This is a genomic window from Sphingobacterium sp. (assembly GCF_039596235.1).
Taxonomy (GTDB): domain Bacteria; phylum Bacteroidota; class Bacteroidia; order Sphingobacteriales; family Sphingobacteriaceae; genus Sphingobacterium.
Genome location: NZ_JBCNKE010000009.1, coordinates 305139 through 324727, shown reverse-complemented (window position 1 = coordinate 324727; position 19589 = coordinate 305139). Strand labels below are relative to the sequence as shown.

18 protein-coding genes are annotated in these 19589 nt (G+C 40.3%); 14 read left to right on the top strand and 4 right to left on the bottom strand.

Annotated elements, in window-relative coordinates:
• Positions 1-133 precede the first annotated feature (133 nt).
• From ABDW32_RS18920 to ABDW32_RS18905, 4 genes are read left to right on the top strand one after another with little or no spacing between them, the layout of a single operon-like run.
• On the top strand, positions 134-643 hold the full coding sequence (locus tag ABDW32_RS18920; protein ID WP_343565195.1) for a helix-turn-helix domain-containing protein: 510 nt from the start codon (positions 134-136) through the stop codon (positions 641-643).
• Positions 644-647: 4 nt separating this feature from the next.
• Positions 648-1010, top strand: coding sequence for a hypothetical protein (locus ABDW32_RS18915; RefSeq protein ID WP_343565193.1), 363 nt, complete (start codon positions 648-650; stop codon positions 1008-1010).
• Between the two features lie 4 nt (positions 1011-1014).
• Positions 1015-1395 carry a hypothetical protein gene (locus ABDW32_RS18910; protein WP_343565191.1) on the top strand — a complete coding sequence of 127 codons (381 nt, stop codon included), beginning with the start codon at positions 1015-1017 and terminating at the stop codon, positions 1393-1395.
• A 26-nt stretch (positions 1396-1421) separates the two neighbouring features.
• A complete protein-coding gene (locus ABDW32_RS18905; protein ID WP_343565190.1) occupies positions 1422-2312 on the top strand; it encodes a TIGR01777 family oxidoreductase in 891 nt (296 codons plus the stop codon).
• A 38-nt stretch (positions 2313-2350) separates the two neighbouring features.
• Here ABDW32_RS18905 and ABDW32_RS18900 read toward each other — a convergent pair whose 3' ends face one another.
• Both ABDW32_RS18900 and ABDW32_RS18895 read right to left on the bottom strand, forming a co-directional pair.
• On the bottom strand, positions 2351-4462 hold the full coding sequence (locus ABDW32_RS18900) for a DNA topoisomerase 3 (protein ID WP_343565188.1): 2112 nt from the start codon (positions 4460-4462) through the stop codon (positions 2351-2353).
• A 168-nt stretch (positions 4463-4630) separates the two neighbouring features.
• Entirely contained in the window at positions 4631-5989 is a 1359-nt protein-coding gene (locus ABDW32_RS18895) for a deoxyguanosinetriphosphate triphosphohydrolase (RefSeq protein ID WP_077438057.1), read from the bottom strand.
• Positions 5990-6129: 140 nt separating this feature from the next.
• Here ABDW32_RS18895 and ABDW32_RS18890 point away from each other — a divergent pair, with 140 nt between their 5' ends.
• Positions 6130-7188 carry an aldose epimerase family protein gene (locus ABDW32_RS18890; protein ID WP_343565186.1) on the top strand — a complete coding sequence of 353 codons (1059 nt, stop codon included), beginning with the start codon at positions 6130-6132 and terminating at the stop codon, positions 7186-7188.
• A 102-nt stretch (positions 7189-7290) separates the two neighbouring features.
• Here ABDW32_RS18890 and argH read toward each other — a convergent pair whose 3' ends face one another.
• Complete coding sequence (gene argH / locus ABDW32_RS18885; protein ID WP_343565184.1) at positions 7291-8622, bottom strand: argininosuccinate lyase; 1332 nt, start codon at positions 8620-8622, stop codon at positions 7291-7293.
• A gap of 808 nt (positions 8623-9430) precedes the next feature.
• Here argH and rbfA point away from each other — a divergent pair.
• From rbfA to ABDW32_RS18865, 4 genes are read left to right on the top strand one after another with little or no spacing between them, the layout of a single operon-like run.
• Positions 9431-9805, top strand: coding sequence for a 30S ribosome-binding factor RbfA (gene rbfA, locus ABDW32_RS18880; protein ID WP_077438297.1), 375 nt, complete (start codon positions 9431-9433; stop codon positions 9803-9805).
• A 30-nt stretch (positions 9806-9835) separates the two neighbouring features.
• On the top strand, positions 9836-10492 hold the full coding sequence (gene aat, locus ABDW32_RS18875; RefSeq protein WP_343565181.1) for a leucyl/phenylalanyl-tRNA--protein transferase: 657 nt from the start codon (positions 9836-9838) through the stop codon (positions 10490-10492).
• Entirely contained in the window at positions 10476-11564 is a 1089-nt protein-coding gene (locus tag ABDW32_RS18870; RefSeq protein ID WP_343565179.1) for an aminotransferase class V-fold PLP-dependent enzyme, read from the top strand. Before aat ends, ABDW32_RS18870 begins: the two co-directional genes overlap by 17 nt.
• Positions 11565-11566: 2 nt before the next feature.
• Positions 11567-12217, top strand: coding sequence for a hypothetical protein (locus ABDW32_RS18865; protein WP_343565177.1), 651 nt, complete (start codon positions 11567-11569; stop codon positions 12215-12217).
• Positions 12218-12251: 34 nt separating this feature from the next.
• Here the strand turns inward: ABDW32_RS18865 and ABDW32_RS18860 are convergent, their stop codons facing one another.
• Entirely contained in the window at positions 12252-12650 is a 399-nt protein-coding gene (locus ABDW32_RS18860; protein ID WP_343565175.1) for a hypothetical protein, read from the bottom strand.
• A 241-nt stretch (positions 12651-12891) separates the two neighbouring features.
• Between ABDW32_RS18860 and ABDW32_RS18855 the strand changes: the two genes are divergently transcribed.
• The 5 genes from ABDW32_RS18855 to hemL all read left to right on the top strand — a co-directional run bounded on the left by ABDW32_RS18855 (position 12892) and on the right by hemL (position 19510).
• On the top strand, positions 12892-13734 hold the full coding sequence (locus ABDW32_RS18855) for a hypothetical protein (RefSeq protein ID WP_343565173.1): 843 nt from the start codon (positions 12892-12894) through the stop codon (positions 13732-13734).
• A 219-nt stretch (positions 13735-13953) separates the two neighbouring features.
• Positions 13954-15195 (top strand): glutamyl-tRNA reductase, encoded by a 1242-nt coding sequence (gene hemA, locus ABDW32_RS18850; RefSeq protein ID WP_343565171.1) that lies wholly within the window; start codon positions 13954-13956, stop codon positions 15193-15195.
• 247 nt (positions 15196-15442) lie between these two features.
• A complete protein-coding gene (hemC, locus tag ABDW32_RS18845; RefSeq protein ID WP_343565169.1) occupies positions 15443-17029 on the top strand; it encodes a hydroxymethylbilane synthase in 1587 nt (528 codons plus the stop codon).
• 105 nt (positions 17030-17134) lie between these two features.
• Complete coding sequence (hemB, locus tag ABDW32_RS18840) at positions 17135-18103, top strand: porphobilinogen synthase (protein ID WP_343565167.1); 969 nt, start codon at positions 17135-17137, stop codon at positions 18101-18103.
• A gap of 96 nt (positions 18104-18199) precedes the next feature.
• The gene (gene hemL, locus ABDW32_RS18835; protein ID WP_343565166.1) at positions 18200-19510 is read left to right on the top strand and encodes a glutamate-1-semialdehyde 2,1-aminomutase; all 1311 of its coding nucleotides are present in this window, start codon (positions 18200-18202) and stop codon (positions 19508-19510) included.
• The last annotated feature ends 79 nt before the right edge of the window (positions 19511-19589 follow it).

The following is a 19589-nucleotide window of genomic DNA, read 5'->3' as shown; positions in this document are numbered from 1 at the left end:
ACAAATCAAAAAGGACGCAAGAAAAGCTAACGCTTATTACGCTAGGGTGACCTGTTTATTGTGTTTATTTTATTTTCAATAGTTTTTGAAAATTCAAAAACTATATTTAAATTTGAGTAAGAAATAAAAAATAATGATGGAACTACAAGAAGCAAAACAACAATTTATAGATACGTGGGGAGCCCTGGGCTCCGAATGGGGCATCAACAAATCCGTTGCTCAGGTACATGCACTGCTCCTATCCGCGAGTAACCCAATGGCTACGGACGAAATCATGGAGAAACTTGTGATCTCCCGGGGGAATGCCAACATGAGTATCCGTCAATTGGTTGATTACGGTATTGTTTACAAAAAGCATATTGCTGGTGACCGAAAGGAATATTTCGTTGCCGAAAAAGACGTATTAAAATGGGCGATGAAAATTGCTGTTATGCGCAAACAAAAAGAACTGGATCCGGTTATGGATATTCTCAGAGAAATCAGCAAAAATACCGAGAAGGATAAAACGGATGAAGGCAAGGAATTCCATAAAACGGTAAAAGATATTCAGGTATTGACGGATCAACTCGAAACCATCGCCAACAAGCTATTCAATACCAGCGGCGGGGACTTCTTGCTAAAATTGGTCAAATTAATGATATAAACTTATGAACTTTAATATCCTTGCTTACGCGATATATGGCTTGCTGACCTGTTACGTCATCCTTTGGGTAGGTCGCTTGTTTCACAAAAACGGTCGGGTGTTTATCCTTTCGCTGTTTAGGAACAATGCTGCACTGGCTGACACAACAAACAACTTATTGCTTATAGGATATTACTTGCTCAATATCGGCTACGCTGTTATCCAATTCAGCTACTGGAAGCAGATCCAAACATTCGAAGATCTAATCAGCAGTATTGCATTAAAAACCGGGACATTGTTATTTGTGCTTGTCGGTATGCATTACTTCAATATGCTCGGTATTTATTTCTTCGCTAAAAAGACAAATTCATTCACCATTAAATCATAATATCATGGGAAATTTAACAGTTATCGGGTATTTCATTTATCTACCCATTGCAATCGCACTGACCTATTATGTTGCGTACGTGCTTTTCAAAAATAGCATCGTGTACATGAATGATATTTTTGCGGGACGACCGGAAGTTGCTAATGCGACAAACAATCTATTCCGTATTGGCTTTTACCTGATGAACCTGGGATTTGCCTTGTATATTCTAGAAATCAGTTTGTATAAGCCCAGTGTACAGGAGCTCATTGAGCGCCTCAGTTATAAAATCGGTGGATTCAGCATTTATTTAGGCATCATGCTTTTTCTGAATATGTTCCTGTTCTTCCGGGGCAAAAGAATTGCAAAACAAAGAAGAAATATACCAACAACAACTAACGTATAAGACTGATTTCCAAAGATAACAGTATTATGTCTAAAATAGTGATTGCAGGTGGAACAGGTTTTGTCGGGCAATATCTTTCCAAAAAATTCCAGACAATGGGCTATCAGGTTATCCTCATCGGAAGAAAAGAAGGAAATATATGCTGGACCGATATGGATGGCATTTCCGCCGCACTTGAACATGCTGAAATGTTGATCAACCTCGCGGGCAAATCCGTCAATTGCCGCTACAATACCAGCAACAAAGCGCAGATATTCTCTTCACGGATAGAGACCAGCAGAGTTTTAGGTGAAGCAGTTGAAAACTGCAGCCAGCCCCCTGCCCTTTGGCTAAATGCAAGTACTGCCACAATCTACCGCCATGCGGAAGATCGACCAATGACGGAAAGCAATGGCGAGATCGGAAGGGGTTTTTCTGTCGAGGTCGCAAAAAAATGGGAGCAGACATTTTTCGATTTTCACTTACCCCATACCAGACAGGTTGCTCTCCGGATGGCAATTGTGCTAGGCGCAGATGGCGGTGTGATACAACCTTTTAAAAATCTTGTTCGCTTTGGTTTAGGCGGAATACAGGGGAATGGCAATCAATATTTTAGCTGGATACACATTGAAGATCTTTTCCAGATTATCTTATTTATCCAAAAACATCGTAAAATAGAGGGGATCATCAATTGTGCGGCCCCCAACCCGATTAGGAATAAAACTTTTATGGAGACCTTTAGAAGCACTATGCACCGAAAAATTGGCCTCCCGGCACCGAAATGGCTATTGGAAATAGGCGCTTTATTGATAGGTACAGAAACTGAGCTCTTGTTAAAAAGTCGCTGGGTAATACCGGAAAGATTAACGGAACTTGGTTTTACATTTCAATTTCCAACGATTGGGAAGGCTTTAGACGATATTCTAATTTTGAAATAAACAGCTACGATGTTAGCTACACCGTGGGATAGTTGGACCTATCCCACGGTGACTTTAAAGTTTTCAAATACAAGGGGGGCATTTACCAGGACACCTTCACTATTTTTAACCCCCTTAAACTCCGAGGTCTTCCCTTTTTCTAAAAGATTCTTCATTTCTTTTTCTTCCAGAAAAATACCGTTCAATGTTCGCCAGATCTTAAAATCACAACCGCGGGCATAGTGATCACACTGTGCCACCCGATCATAGAGCAGGATTAAGCCTTTCTCACATTTAGGACATTTGATTTTCCCCTTTTGTTGTGGTTTGACTTCCTCTTGCGCCAATGAAATTCGCAGACTCAATAATTCTTTGGTAATTTTCGCCGTGTAATCCTTAATATGTTTCATAAAAACATCATAAGAAACCTTATTGGCCCGCATTTCCTCCAACTTTTGCTCCCATTTCCCTGTCAATGTTACCTTCGCAATTGAACGGTCTTTCACGAGGTTATATACAGCCAGTCCTTTTTCCGTTGGGATTAGTTTTTTCTTATCCCGCTTGATATAATCGCGCTGAAAAAGTGTCTCTATGGTGGCCGCACGGGTAGCTGGGGTTCCTAAACCGCAGTCTTTCATCGCTTGACGCATTTCATCGTCTTCAATTTCTTTACCGGATGTTTCCATCGCTTTTAAGAGAGAAGCTTCGGTATGGATGGGACGCGCTTTAGTAAAACGTTCTGCTAGTTCCAAAGTCAGTATCTGCAATAACTCTTCCGCCAGCAATTTGGGCAACTGGGCATTTTCGTTATCCTGGTCATCGTTGTTCTTATCTTCATCCGGAGCTTCTATTTGCTCGGCAGAAAGACGCCAACCGTACTGTTTGATGACCGTGCCCTTAGCGATAAGTTCTACTCCCTGTGCATCTATGGAGACCGTAGTGATATCCTTGATACAGACTTCGGAGAAACTTTCCACCATACGTTTGGCAATCATGTTGTAAATATTCTGCTGTTCTTTCAACATATGCCCGGGTTTCTCATCGGTCACCAATAATGCATGGTGATCTGTTACCTTTTTATCATCAACGGAACGCTTATTTAACTTTGCTCCAATTAAATTCTTCGCAATGGAAGCAATAGATTCCTCCGCATGATCCGAGAGGTGTTGAAAAAGCTCCTCAATATGTTCAAAAACATCCTCACCGATATAACGGGATCCAGTACGGGGATAGGTAATGACCTTTTTCTCGTAAAGTGTCTGCGCAATACTCAGGGTTTGGTCCGCTGAGTAACCATATTTTTTGTTGGCATCCTGCTGCAGGGAAGTTAAGTCAAACAATAAAGGGGGTTGCTCCTTTGTCTCTTTCGCCTCAACCTTTACAACACGCGCATTTGCCCCAACAGTCAACCGGGCGATTGTCTGTTCAGCAACATCTTTTTTATCTATTTTGTTTGAAGTGGCTTTAAAGCTGATATTATCTTTTTCAAAACCTGCCTGGATTTTATAAAATGCCTGGGGCTTAAAATCTTTATTTTCGAGATACCGGGAACAGATCATTGCCAGGGTTGGTGTCTGAACCCGGCCCAAAGAAAGAAGTCCTTTGTTACCTGCTGCCAGCGTGATTGCCTGTGTAGCATTGATCCCGATCAACCAATCCGATTCTGACCTTGAACGGGCAGACATGTATAAACTATCGTATTCCGTTCCCTCTTTCAGATTCGCGAAACCCTCTTTAATCGCTTTATCTGTCTGGCTGGAAATCCACAGGCGTTTAAAAGGCACCTTTGAACCCAAGAAATAATAGATATTACGAAAGATTAATTCCCCCTCACGTCCCGCATCCGTTGCTACAATAATTTCTTCAGCCTGCTCTAACAGCGCTTTTATTGTATTGAGCTGTTTGACCGCGCCAGCATCATCCATCTGCTTTCCATCCCGCTTTACTTTCTTCGATTCCAGTTTGAAATTTGCAGGTATGATAGGAAGATTGGAAATAGTCCAACTATTATAACCGTAAGCCTGAGGTGTGCATAATTGAACCAAATGACCAAAAGCATAGGTAAAGGCGTAGCCGTTTCCGGCAATATAGCCGTCTTTGATTTCTTTCGCTCCCATCACACGGGCCAGATCACGAGCCACAGAGGGCTTTTCAGCGATTACAACTTTCATTTTAAGGTATTGCGATTTTTGTATTGCGATTTGAGACGATACTTATAGATCCTTTGGTTTATCAAATACTTGTATTTTTACTTCGACTGGATAATTTAGTAAATTAACATAACCGTCATGCCTTCACTAAACAAGATCGCGAGCAAATAGCATATATTGTTCACCAACTTATTCAATACTAGGAATTGTTATTCCCTTAATTTTACGATAAAGTTCGATGGCATATACATCGGTCATACCGGAAACAAAATCCAGTACACAACGGATTTTGGAATAGGAATCCTGTTTATCGGTATAAAACTGCTCCGGAATCAGCGCAACTAATTTTTTATCGTAGTTATTTTTATTTTTTTTGAGGTATGCAGGTACAAATTCTTTTAAGAGCGCATCCATAACGCGATAACCAGCGATCTCGATCTGTACCACTGTGGGGGCATTATAGATCTTCGCTATGGAAATCTTCGAAATCTTGTTCATCTGTTTTACGATATTCTCATCCAAGGCATCCATCAATGCGGATGAGAATGTCCCCGATAAAAACTGCTCCTGTTCACGCACAAAAACATCCACGCAACCTTTGATCAGTGTATTAATTGCCTTGGCTCGTAAAAGCGCTACACGGCTCGGGGTATCCAGCAGACCATCCAGTCGTTCACGAAGATCCTCCGAACCACATAGCGGTAACAAAAGTTCCTCTACTTCCTGGTAAGATAATATTTTTAAATGATGGGCATCCTCCAAATCAATAATATTATAACAGATATCGTCGGCAGCTTCGACGAGGTACACCAAGGGGTGCCTCAGATAGCCCTTGGGATTGGAAGGATCTCGTAATAGGCCTAACTCGTTCGCAATTTTCTCAAATGCCTTTTGCTCTTCAGTAAAAAAACCATATTTTTTGCGATGATGACTTTTTTTAACGTGGCCATCAATCGCTAAACAGGGGTATTTGACGATAGAGGCCAATGAGGTATACGTCAATGCAAATCCTTTTGGATCTTTTCCCTGAAAAGCGTGGGTTAAAATCCGTAAAGCATTGGCATTACCTTCAAAATGGGTCAGATCTGCCCATTCTTCGGCTGTTACCTGTTCCTGATATTTCCTTCCATCTCCGTCTGTGAAGTAGGTAGATATCGCAGACTCTCCCGAATGTCCAAATGCGGGATTGCCCAGATCATGGGACAGACAGGCTGCTGAAATAATATTTCCGACCTCCTGTAGGAATGGGTATTCAGCATCAATATTCGGGTTTTCCTCCTTTAACTGGGCGTAGAACATGCGCCCAAGTGAACGACCTACACTAGCGACCTCTAAGCTATGTGTCAGTCTATTGTGGACAAACACAGCTCCTGGAAGCGGAAAAACCTGAGTTTTATTCTGTAATCTTCGAAATGGGGAAGAAAAGATCAACCGATCATAATCCCGTTGAAATTCTGACCGGGCCACAAGGTAGCTGTCAGCTGTTCTATCTTCATAGCCCCAACGTTTTGCAGAAAGCAAATCTTTCCAGTTCATTTTTTCAGACATAGCGCAAATATACCATTTCTCCAATAATTGGTTTGAACCAAATCTCAAAATGATAAATTTTACAGACAGGTGTTACCAGGGTCATTTATATACAGGTTATATTCTGTATCTTTAACTCTCAATACCAATAGGAAACAATCATGACTAAATATCAATCACTTATTCCAAAGTATTTTGACAGCATTATAGAAGGAAAAAACACCCATTTACTGTTATTAAAAAATGAGGGGGGTATGCAGGTGCTCTTAACGGATTATGGTGCTCGTATAGTCAGTATCTTAGTCCCCGATAACAAAGGCAATTTGGTGGATGTTGCACTCGGGTTTGATTCAATTCAGGGTTATCTGGAAGCGGATGAAAAATACCATGGCTGTACTGCCGGCCGCTTTGCAAACCGTATTGCAAATGGCAAATTTGAGCTAAATGGGAAACAGTATACACTTCCCCAAAATAATGGGATCAATTGTCTGCACGGAGGTATATCAGGCTTTCATGATAAAGTTTGGGACCGCAGAGTCACCTATCAATCCCATGTAGAATTTTATTATGTTTCGAAAGATGGTGAAGAAGGATTCCCCGGGAACTTAAAAGTGATGGTCTCTTATACCCTGACCAGAAACAACGAGATCATCATCAAATATCATGCGCAGTCCGATGCGGACACCCCTATAAATTTAACAAACCACACCTATTTCAATCTTGATGGAGAAGGAAGTGGGGATATATTACAGCAGGTACTTCAGATAAATTCAGACGAGGTGCTATTTGTAGATGAACATCAAATACCCACTGCCATCGTACCCGTAGAAGGTACTCCCTTTGACTTTAGACTTCCTAAAAAGATTGTGCAGGATATTACAGAAAATGATGAGCAGCTCATCTTGGCTAAAGGGTATGATCATTGTTATGTCAACAATAAACCGATTTCCCAACCCTGTGCAACAGCCTATTCCAAAAACACGGGGATTCAGTTAGATGTATACACTACTGAGCCTGGTATCCAACTTTACACGGGGAATTGGATGACAGGAAATGACATCGGTAAAAGAGGCAATAAATATTTACCTTATGCCGGATTTTGCCTGGAAACACAGCATTTCCCAGATAGCCCCAATCAAGCTGAATTTCCATCAACATTGTTAAAAGCCGGAACCCAATTTGACTCGGAAACACACTTTAAGTTTTCAATAAAGAAATAACAAAAAAAGAGCTGTGGGAAAGTAACCATAGCTCTTTTTTTGTTATTCCATTCGACATCTGCCGCTCAGTTTCACCCTCGGCATCAACGTCACATACCAATCTTATTTCAACAGTTCCTCCAGCGCTTTTTCTACTTTTTCGAACCCGAAAGTCGCTTTTACCTGCTGAAACATGCGTTGAATCTGATCGTTGCAAAGATTTCCGATACTACCTTCATGCGTGTGATTTACCTCCTTTGATGGTTTGAAACGTCCTTCATCAATATCGATGCCGATCCTCCTGTAGGCTTCGCGGAAAGGCACGCCTTTAAGCACCTCGTTGTTCACAACTTCTACAGAGAATAGATAATCGTATTTTGGGTCATCAAGAATATTGTCCTTTACGGAAATATTTTCCAACATAAAGGTTGCAATTTCAAGACATTCATTAAGCGATTTAAAAGCAGGGAATAGATTTTCCTTCAATAACTGGAGATCTCTATGGTAGCCGGAAGGAAGATTCGTTGTCATCAGCGCAATCTCATTTGGGAGCGCCTGAATCTTATTGCAACGGGAACGGATCAATTCAAAAACATCAGGGTTTTTCTTGTGCGGCATAATGCTCGATCCCGTTGTCAGATGTGCCGGAAATGAAATAAAACCAAAATTTTGATTGATATATAAACAGACATCCATCGCGAATTTAGCAAGGGTTGCCGCAATAGCACTCATCCCCTGCGCCAGAATACGCTCAGTCTTTCCTCTTCCCATTTGGGCATAAACCACATTATAATTCAAATCTTCAAAACCCAACAATTGCGTTGTCATGGTTCGGTTTAGTGGAAAAGAGGAACCGTAGCCCGCAGCAGATCCCAATGGATTTTTATTGCAGACTTTCCACGCAGCTTTCATCATTTCAAGGTCATCGACCAAACTTTCCGCATAGGCGCCAAACCATAAACCAAAAGAGGAAGGCATAGCAATCTGAAGGTGTGTATATCCCGGAATTAAAATATGCTTATACCGTTCACTAAGTTGGATCAATTCATTGAAGAAAGACTCCGTATTTTGAATAATATTTTGGATTTCGGAACGGAAATATAATTTCAGATCTACGAGCACCTGATCATTGCGGGATCTTCCCGAATGAATTTTTTTCCCAGCTTCGCCGATACGTTGTGTCAATAACATCTCAACCTGAGAATGCACATCTTCTACCGAATCTTCAATCTGAAAATCCCCTGCTAAAATTTCCTTATAGATATTTTTCAATTCCTTTTGTACCACGACAAGATCGCCATCAGTCATGAGATTGATACTATTCAACATACGTGTATGCGCCAAAGAGCCCAATACATCCGCTGCTGCAAGTTGCAGATCCATTACACGGTCATTACCTACAGTAAATGATTCCACAAATGAATCGACATCTATATTTTTTTGCCAGATTTTCATTAATATATTTTTTGTTTTTTGATAACGAAATTAAAATGAACCGATTGTGCATTTCGGTTTAGTAGCTGATCATGGTCCATAATAATTTCATCAGATTTATTTGTTCATCTATTATATCCCCGTTGAATGCTTCGTTATCTACCTCAGCGATAAAAGCTTTTTATCTCCTTTACGCGGTCCGACGCGATACCCGATTTGCTGTTTAGCGCGTCAAATAATCCTAAGCCATATCTATCTTCCGTTCTAAAACGACCGATTTGATTACGGATATATACTTACAATATTAACAGGACAAAAATACCAATTGCAAATGGTTATATCAATGCCAAGCTGTTTTAGGTGCAACATTATTCATGGGAGGGCTAAAAGCAGAATTTTTAAGGCCCGAAAAACAGTGTTACAAAAAAAATCAAATGTTAAAAGTTTGTTAAATCGCAATAAACACATTTTATAAGTAACCACTCACTTTATTTTTAAAACTTATTTTGTCAGTTTTTTAAGTATTCCTATGTTTGTAGTGTAAGGGAGATGAAAAATTAGAAGTTGGTAAGGTTAGTAAATACTTACCACTTTAAATACACCGAATTTTAGAACCAAATATGATAGACCCCAACGTCTTAAAACTTGCAAGAAATTACCTAACCAATTGTGAATCGAAATTTAAAGGCACGTCAAACCAAGATGTGCCTTTTTTCATGCCTTTCCCTCCGTTACAGTTCGCCTTAGTCAATCTGCGAGCATAATATTCTTGCCTAAAATACTTATCTTTGTTTATCATATTGAGAATATTCAACATAAAACGTATACGATGGGAACAGAAAGCAAGAGACAGCAACGTTTTGCTGGAGTCATTCAACAGGATTTAGCAGCATTATTTCAACGGGAAGGTAACGCATGGGCTCCAGGGGCATTCATTACAGTTACACGTGTTCGAGTTACTCCGGACTTGGCGATTGCACGGGTCTATTTGAGTTTTTTAAATACAAAAACCGCACAGGATGATATCAAATCTATACGTACCAAAACATCCGAGATACGTTATAAGTTGGGCTCAAAAATTAAAAACCAGGTAAAAATTGTCCCACAGCTGGAATTTTTCTTAGACGATACCAACGAGTACGTGGAGCACATGGACAAATTGTTTGAAGAAATCAGTAAAGAGCCTCGTCAACCAGAAGAATAATGTACTTTAAATTGGCTTATCTAAGAATCAATGGTATTTGAACTGGATAGCAAAAAACTGGAATTTCCACATCCAAGCTACGCCGAAAAAGATGGCTTATTGGCCATCGGCGGAGACCTTTCGGCTGATCGCCTACTATTGGCTTATAGCAATGGTATTTTTCCCTGGTTTAGTGACGATACCCCAATATTATGGTACGCACCTGATCCCCGGTTTGTCATTTATCCATCCAAGATAAAGATCAGCAAAAGTATGGCTTCCTCTATGCGGAAAAATACATTTTCTATCTCCATAGACCAAAACTTTAATAATGTCATCAGCTCCTGTTCTTCGATCCATAGAAAGGATCAAGAGGGAACATGGATTACAGCAGACATGATTAAGGCTTATACGAAGCTGTATGAAATGGGATATGTACATTCTGTGGAGGTATGGCAAGGAGGAACACTTGTTGGTGGACTCTATGGCGTACTGATCAATGGTGTATTTTGCGGAGAAAGCATGTTTTCCAGCGTACCCAATGCGTCCAAAGCTGCACTCATCTATCTCGCACAGGAAATAGACCTCCAGCTGATAGATTGTCAATTTCATACGCCTCATTTGGAAAGTATGGGCGGCGAATACATTTCCTTACCTGATTATTTAGAAATACTAACAAAAGACCCAAGATATGAACAGTCCCTATAGTAAATATTTTGATATTGACGGAGAAATCACCTATTTAACCACACCTGGCTCAGGGCTACTTTCACGTGAAACAAAGCAATGGCGGGCACAGCGTGACCAAGAATTCCATAATACGGATACCATACTTCGTGAACAACAGGGTGCTGCTCTGGATTCCTGCAGAAATACACTTGAACAATTCTTCCATTGCCCAAAGGGCAATGTGTTCCTATCAAGCTGTTTTTCTTTTGCCTTCAATGCGCTACTAGCAGGCTTACCTAAACATTATAAGGTTCTACTTCTGGACAATGACTATCCATCTGTAAATTTCCCAACGATAATAACTGGCTTTGAGCACAGATTCGTCAATATGGACGAACAGCTTGAAGCGAATATATTGGATGCCATAGCGACCTTTAAACCCAACGTACTGATTCTTTCCATTGTTCAATATATCTCTGGTTTAAAAATTGACCTATCCTTTATACAGGAGTTAAAACACCAGCACCCCGACTTGTTAATCATTGCTGATGGAACGCAATTTTTAGGAACCGATTTATTTGATTTTAACGCTTCAGGATTTGATGCTGTTGTAAGTAGTGGATATAAATGGTTAATGGCGGGATTTGGAAATGGCTTTATCCTGCTTAATGATCGATTGAAAGAACTCCTCTATGCTGATATTCAGAAAAACTACAGTCACCTCAACAATCAGTGGATGAATAAATCTGTGGTACAGTTATGCTTTGAACCGGGACATTTGGACACTTTGGCCCAGGGGACCTTACAACAGTCTTTAATACAGCTTGAACAATGGGGTTACGCCGCAACTGTCTCGTACACACAGGAACTGGTGGCGCAAGCCCGGGCTGAACTGGCCAACAGAGGATTACTCCTGGACCACATTATCAATAGACGCCCACAGAGTAACATCTTCAATATACAGATCGACCCCAAAAGCTTTCAGCTTCTGATGGATGAGGGTATAAAATGTTTCCCTCGCGGATCCGGTATCCGAGTGGGATTCCACCTCTACAATGACCATACAGATCTTGAAAAACTATTACATATTATAGATACAAAAGTAAATTAATCATGAAATTTAAAATAGGCGACCTAGTCAGGTTTGTGGATGAACCCATAGAAGGACACATCACTTCCATGCAAGCCAACGATATTGTCGGAGTAACAGATGAGACAGGATTTGAAATACCTGTTCCAATGGACAAGATCACACTCGTTTTTGGAAATATGAGACGGGCGGACGACGAGCTTGATCAGCATGCAGCTCCATTGACTCCGCATCGATTTATAGAAAAAGGGATTTTATTGGCTATTTCCGGAGATCACAAAGACGGATTGGCCAAGCTACATATCATCAATGAAACAAGCTATGAACTCCTGGTATCAGTTTCCGAAGCGACTGCAAATAAAGTGAAAGGTCTTTTTAGCAATAAAATACCGCCACATGATTCCATCCAATTTTATACCGGAAACTTCGCAAACGTGGGAAAATGGCCGACTTTCCGTTTTCAGATCATCAGACACAGCAGCAGTTTGCAGGAACTGACAAATCCGATCAATAAAGAACAGCGCGTACGTCCGGTGGACCTGACCAATCCAAAAGTGCTACATGAAATTTTAGATGAGAAAATCTGGTCCTATGAGCTGGACAAAATTGAGGAAGATCTGGGCTTAGAGAAGCTAAAAGCTCATTTTATACCACATCGTCCCAATAAAAAATAAGCTAGATATTTAATCTAGCTTATTTTTTAAATGCTTACTCCTCTGTTGAAACAATCTTCTTTGTGCTCAAAAGTAATAGTAGGATCCCTACAAAGTAAACTATCCATCCCCAGCGCATGTGCAGCGATTTTGAAAGCAGCTTATCGGCAAAGCCCCAACCAAAATAGTTGTTGATTTTAAACCATACAGCGACAATACTGACAAGGTACCAACATGCTGCCAATCGGCTCATCCACTGATAGGCACGCACTGCACGAACAAAAAATAGCAATGCTGTTACGCCCAAAATCAACATGGTAATAAAAAATAGATAGGCATCCACCTGATAAAGGTTCCAATTACCTTTGATAGGAACTTTTAAGAATGGAGTCATACTGGACAGAAAACAAATGACAAGTCCAACAATGGCAAAATACTTCCTTATGATAACCATGGTTCAAATAACTTTAAAACTGACACGAATATAAGTTGAATATTGCCACTTATATAACTTGTCTTCTATTTTTTGAAAAATTAATCTATTTTTAAAACGAAATTCTCGTACAGAATTCCGGTCAAAAGATGATACCTCAGAAGCTCACAGTAGCCTGTGAAAAAATTAAGTGCATAATAGCAGCTGTCTGAAAGGAATTCTTACCTGAAAGTTTATTTTAAATTTAAGCCAGATATTGGATATGAAAAGAGCATTTGAAGAATCTGTAGCGGAGCAGGTACCGCAGCCAAAATCAAAGAAAAAAACATACATCATTATTGGGATTGTCTTGTTGTTGGTTATACTTGCCGGCGGTGGATATTATAATTATGTACAGCGACAAGATCTTGATGCTATTCCCATAGACAGCAGTGCAACGGCTGTAGACGGATTTGAGCATGCGGATCCTAAAGATCTCGAAGAGGCAGATGGCTGGAGTAGCATTGGAGACTACGCCCATTGGAACAATGCCATCTTTACAATCCCTGAATATGACAATATTCCATTGCGTTATCGCAGAGGCATTACAAAAATTTTTATGGGGAATAGCTATCTCGAACCCTCTGGTGATAAACCCATCTATAAATTTACCCGCATAAAGGATCGTGCAAAGTCGGTCTTCTGCTATGGTAATTTCACTGATCGTTCTGACGCGGACAATTGGAATAAAGAAATGGCTTTTCTTGTGGAAAAAAATGACTACCAAAGCAGTGCTATCTGGATTATATCAGCAAAAGGGGATATCTTATTCTGGAAAGAATATTCCAGTGAGCTTCCTTTGATCAATAGCTTTAAAAAGGGGCAGAAGATTTTTATGGATGAGATGAAATTAGTACCAGCTCCGGCTGACGGAATTATTGTCAAAAACAAAAATTCCAAATACGCTTTGATTTACAATAAAGGAACAAAAACTTTTGACACTTATTATCAGTATAGTGATCATGAAATCCAGGAGGCAACCACTTCCGAAGAAGGCCCCTATGTAGAGGAACTGGAAGATATAACAGTTGACTCAGCGCAAACAAATACAGGTAATAATGAATAATTTAATACCTTAGCGGACTTGAAATTTTCATCACGCATCAGTGTGATGAAAATCACCCGGTCAAAAAACAAAGGTTAAAATATTAAAAAACAACATCTTACATATAAAAACTAATTATTTAAAATCTTTCTAAATTAATCCGTTTGACAGATTTTTGACACAAGCACAAAGCATTTAAGCTACATTTGTACCGTTAAATATAAGCGAGGGATTAGAGCTTTGAAAAATCTTAAAGTATTAGCGTTTACTCATAAACATGTCGAACTAAAAGATCTAGGTAATCTAGTGATCTGCAATGAGGATTTAGAAAGTCGCCTCATTAACTTGAAACACAGCCTGGATATTCCGGAGATCTTTTACATTGGTACTTGTAACCGAGTAGAGTTTGTATTTTACGGAGCTCACGAATTGACCAACGAATTTATTGCGGAGTTTATGGGAAAATTGAATTTCTGTGTTCCGCAAGAGCGCCTTCAATGTTATTTGGGTCAGGTCAACAAATATGAAGGAATGGATGCTTTGCATCATTTACTTCGTATGTCCTGTTCACTCGAAAGCCTTGTTGTCGGTGAAAAAGAAATCCTGGCGCAGGTGCGTAGAGCTTATGATCGCTGTAGAGAGGCTGGATTTACCGGTGATTTCCTTCGTTTAATGATGGATCGTCTTGTAAAGACAGCAAAAGAAGTCTATACCTACACTAAAATTTCCAGAAATCCGATTTCTGTTGTTTCCCTTGCTTACCGCAAACTACGTGAATTAAAGTTGGTTGAAAACCCTAGAATACTTATTATCGGATCAGGGGAAACGAATCAAAACCTAGCAAAATATTTCCAGAAAAATCAAAAAGCGAAGTTTGTTGTTTTTAACCGTACTCTTGAAAACGCAAAAGTTTTAGCAGAAGAACTTCATGCAGAGGCTTATCCTCTTGCTGAAATCGGCGCATACAAAGGCGGATTCGATATTCTAATTACCTGTACTGGTGCACCTACGTCGATCATTGACAATTCCCTGTATCAATCGCTATTAAACGGCGAAACAGATAAGAAAATTATCATTGATTTGGCTGTTCCAAATGATATTGATGCCGAGGTAATTAAAAATAACCCCATCCATTACATCGAAGTCAGTAGCTTGCAGGCTATCGCGGAAAAGAATATCCAGGAGCGCTATAATGAACTGGACAGTGCTGAAAAAATCATCCAAGACAATATCCAGGAGTTTTTACCACTGATCAAGCAAAGACGTGTGGAAGTTGCCATGCGTGAAGTTCCTGAAAAGATCAAAGAAATCAAATCATTTGCTTTAAACGAGGTCTTTGCTCAGGAAGTACAGGCATTAACACCTGAGGCAAGAGAAGTATTGGAAAAAGTCATCAACTATATGGAAAAGAAATACATCAAAGTTCCCATGGTTATGGCAAAAGAGATCCTGGTTAAAACACCAGAGACCGAGAAAAACTAGTTGCAATCGTATCGCAGCAATAGTTTCCTAACAAAATATATTTCCCACTTTTTGACGTGCAGGCCGTAATAATGTTCGTACGCAGTTTCCTTTTTGTCAAAATTTTCCTTCGCTTTTCTTAATTTTCGGTTTATCAATCATTTCCTACTAGATAATGACAGTAACGTGTCAACATATTCCACCTATTTATTTATTTTTGCTTCGATAAATGGTATTAAACACATTTTAATAGGTAAAGTAAAATAACGTGAATAGAAAACTAATTATTGGCACCCGGGGAAGTGTTCTTGCCATGTGGCAGGCAAATTTTGTGAAAGACCGATTACAGGAAATCGGTATTGAAGCAGAGTTAAAAGTCATCAAAACTCAAGGCGATATCATTCAACATCTCCGTTTGGATAAATTGGAAGGAAAAGGATTTTTCACGAAAGAACTTGAGGAAGAGCTTTTAAATGGAACCATCGATTTAGCCGTACATTCACACAAAGATTTACCTACGATCAACCCGCCAGGATTAATTATTGCGGCGGTTTCTGAACGGGAAGACCCCTCCGAATTATTGATTATCCACAAGGATTGCGTTGATATCAAGAAACGCCTATCGTTAAAACATAATGCTACTGTTGGAACATCTTCTAACCGTAGAAAGGCGCAGATATCGGCATTGCGCCCCGACCTAGAATTCGACGATCTAAGGGGTAATCTACAAACAAGAATGCAAAAACTGCGGGATGAACAATACGATGCGATCGTGCTTGCAAAGGCGGGTATCAGCCGTATTGAAATGGATATCTCTGATTTTCATGTCGAAGAAATTCCACCGGTCGAAATTATCCCTGCTCCGGCACAAGGTGTATTAGCCATTCAGATCCGTGAAGTCGACAAAGAACTTTTTGAAGCATTACAACCGCTTAATAACGATGAGGTTGCTCAAGCCATTGCTGTAGAACGTTTGGTATTGAACAAGTTTGACGCAGGATGTCATGCACCACTGGGATGCTATTGCCGTAAAAGCGAAGATGGATATGAGGCCTGGGCTTCCATCGCTGATACAAGTGAAGACTTTCCGGATCGTGTATACTTGAAAGATAGCGATCCAACCCGATTGGCGGAACGTATTTTCAGCAAGTACGCCAAAGACCGTAAGTTACCACAATCTGTCTTTATTTCCAGAGAGGTAGATGAAAATTCCTATTTCGCACGCGCAATGGCGAAGCACAATATTTCAATTGAAGGCCGTTCGTTGATCAAGATATTTCCGATCATCAATAAACTGGATCCTTTTATCCTAAAGCATGTTGATTGGATTATATTTTCAAGCAAAAACGGGATTGAACATTTCTTTAATCTGGAGCCTCGGTTAAGCAAAAAGACCAAAATAGGCGTGATCGGTCGTGGATCAGAGGAAATACTACGCAAGTATGATCGTGTAGCGGATTTTTCCGGTGACAGTGAAGGGATTAACATGGATGAGATTGCTAAGAAGTTTGCCGAATTGGCAAATGGTGGAACGGTACTTATTCCGCGTGCAAAAGAATCGCTTGAGACGATTCAGAAAGCATTAAGCCCAGAAACAAAAATCATTAATATCCCTGTCTATGAAACCGTATTGGAGGAGGATGTGGATCCGTCCAATGCTGAAGTCCTCGTATTTACCAGTCCTAGCAATGTTGAGGCCTATTTTGCGGACAATCTTTTAGAACCGGGACAAAAGGTCGTCTGTATCGGTCGTTCAACCGGGGCGAAGTTTGATGAGATGAATGTTCCTTATACACTTCCCTATTCTCCAGATGAGATCGGCCTTTCAGAGGCTGTATTTGGCTTGGAATATTAATCGTATTGAGTAGTTAGTATCAAGTATTGAGAAGTTGGCAAAAGAATTTTTAGTCTTTGTCACTGACCAACACTGGATTACTGGATCATAAATAAATTAAATATAATGTTACAACGTCCGAGAAGAAATCGTAAATCTGCCGTGATTCGCGACATGATTCAAGAGACACGTTTAGACGCGTCGAATTTGATTTTTCCACTTTTTATTGTAGATGGCCAAAATCAAAAAACCGAGGTTAAATCCATGCCAGGTATCTACCGTTATTCAATAGATAATTTATTGAAAGAAGTGGAGAGCTGCCTCAAATTAGGCTTACGTTCATTTGACCTTTTTCCCAATATCGAAGAATCATTGAAGGACAAATACGCAACAGAGAGTTACCGCGACGGAAGCTTGTATTTACGGGCCATTGAAGCAGTAAAGAAAAATTTTCCGGAAGCCTGTATTGTCACCGATGTGGCGATGGACCCTTACAGTAGCGATGGTCATGATGGAATTGTTGAGAATGGCGAGATCCTAAATGATGAAACGCTGGAAGTATTGGGCAAGATGGCACTCGCACATGCGCAGTCTGGTGCTGATATTATTGCACCATCGGATATGATGGATGGACGCATCGGATATATTCGTGAACTATTGGACCATAATGGCTTCACAAACGTATCTCTAATGTCCTATACTGCTAAATATGCGTCGGCCTATTATGGACCGTTCCGGGATGCTTTGGGCTCAGCTCCAAAACATGGTGACAAGAAAACCTACCAAATGAATCCTGCTAATGCAAAAGAAGCGCTTATCGAGGCGCAACTAGATGCCCAAGAAGGTGCGGATTTTCTGATGGTTAAACCTGGCCTCCCTTATTTGGATATTGTGAAACTTCTCGCTGATAATTTTGATCTTCCAATTGCGGTGTATAATGTCAGTGGGGAATATGCCATGTTAAAAGCTGCTATTCAAAATGGTTGGCTGGATGAACGTGTGATCCTGGAAACTTTATTAAGTTTCAGACGTGCGGGCGCAACAGCGATTTTATCGTACCACTCCAAAGAAGTCCTGGAAAAGCGCTTTATTTAATATTGCACGCTGAAGATCCAGTTAAAAGACTTTGGCAACTTTAATCTAGGACGTATTGAGTGTCTTAATTCGATTTTTGATATTTTAATTTTAACTATGCAAGCACCTGATATTTCAAGAGCAAAATCTGCTGAATTATTTGAAAAAGCAAAACAATATTTCCCCGGCGGTGTGAACTCTCCGGTTCGGGCGTTTAAATCCGTATTTGGTACCCCCTTATTTATTGAACGTGGCGACAAAGCTCGTCTTTGGGATGCTGATGGCAATGAGTTCATCGATTTCTGCTGTTCGTGGGGACCATTGATTTTGGGACACAATAATGATCAGGTCCGTGAGGCTGTTGCCGCACAATTAGGTAAAGGATTGAGTTTTGGCGCACCTACTGCGCTGGAAAATCAACTTGCCGAATTGATTATTGAAAACAATAAATATATCGAGAAAATCCGCTTCGTTAGTTCAGGAACTGAGGCCGTAATGTCCGCAATCCGTCTGGCAAGAGGATATACCAAACGCGATAAGATTATCAAATTTGACGGCTGTTATCACGGCCATTCGGATTCGCTTTTAGTAAAAGCCGGATCTGGATTGGTTACTTTCGGAGAAACTTCTTCGGCAGGTGTTCCCAAGGCTTTTGCAGATGAAACCATTGTCATCGAGTTAAACGACAAAGATGCACTGAGAGCTGCTTTTACAGAATTTAAAGATCAGATTGCTGCAGTAATCATTGAAGGTATTCCAGCCAACAATGGTCTATTAATGCAATCCAAAGAATATATGCATTTCCTGCGTGATATCACAAAAGAAAATGGGAGTATGCTAATTATGGATGAGGTCATCACCGGATTCCGCATCGGATTTGAAGGAGCTTCTGCTTACTATGAAATACAACCAGATATAATCACGTATGGCAAGATCATAGGTGGGGGTATGCCGGTGGGAGCCTATGGAGCATCTAAAGAGCTGATGGCTTGTATATCACCTGACGGTGCCGTTTACCAAGCTGGGACCTTGTCAGGAAATCCTGTGGCCATGGCGGCTGGTATTGCAGCCTTGACTATTTTAGCGCAAGATGATTTCTATACGAACTTAAATGCGAAAACTGCAGCATTCGTACAGGATCTGCGCGATTATATCGCTGAAAAAGGCTATAAAGTACAATTATTCCACGTTGCCTCTATTTTCTGGTTTGCATTTACTGAGCAAGAAGATATTAAGAAAGCAAGTGAAATTGATCCCGCTTCCATGGAATCATATAAAATCATGCACCGCGAACTCCTGAATAGAGGGGTCTACTTCGGCCCTTCGGGTTATGAAGTTGGTTTTGTTTCGGCCGCACATACCGACGCGGATTTAAATACCGCCAAGAAACATATTTTTGATGCCCTTGATATTGTTTTTCAGGCATAAAAGGAATTAACATATAACAATGCCCCAAAAACTATTTCAGTTCTTGGGGCATTTATATGCTGTTTCAAGATCTCTACCT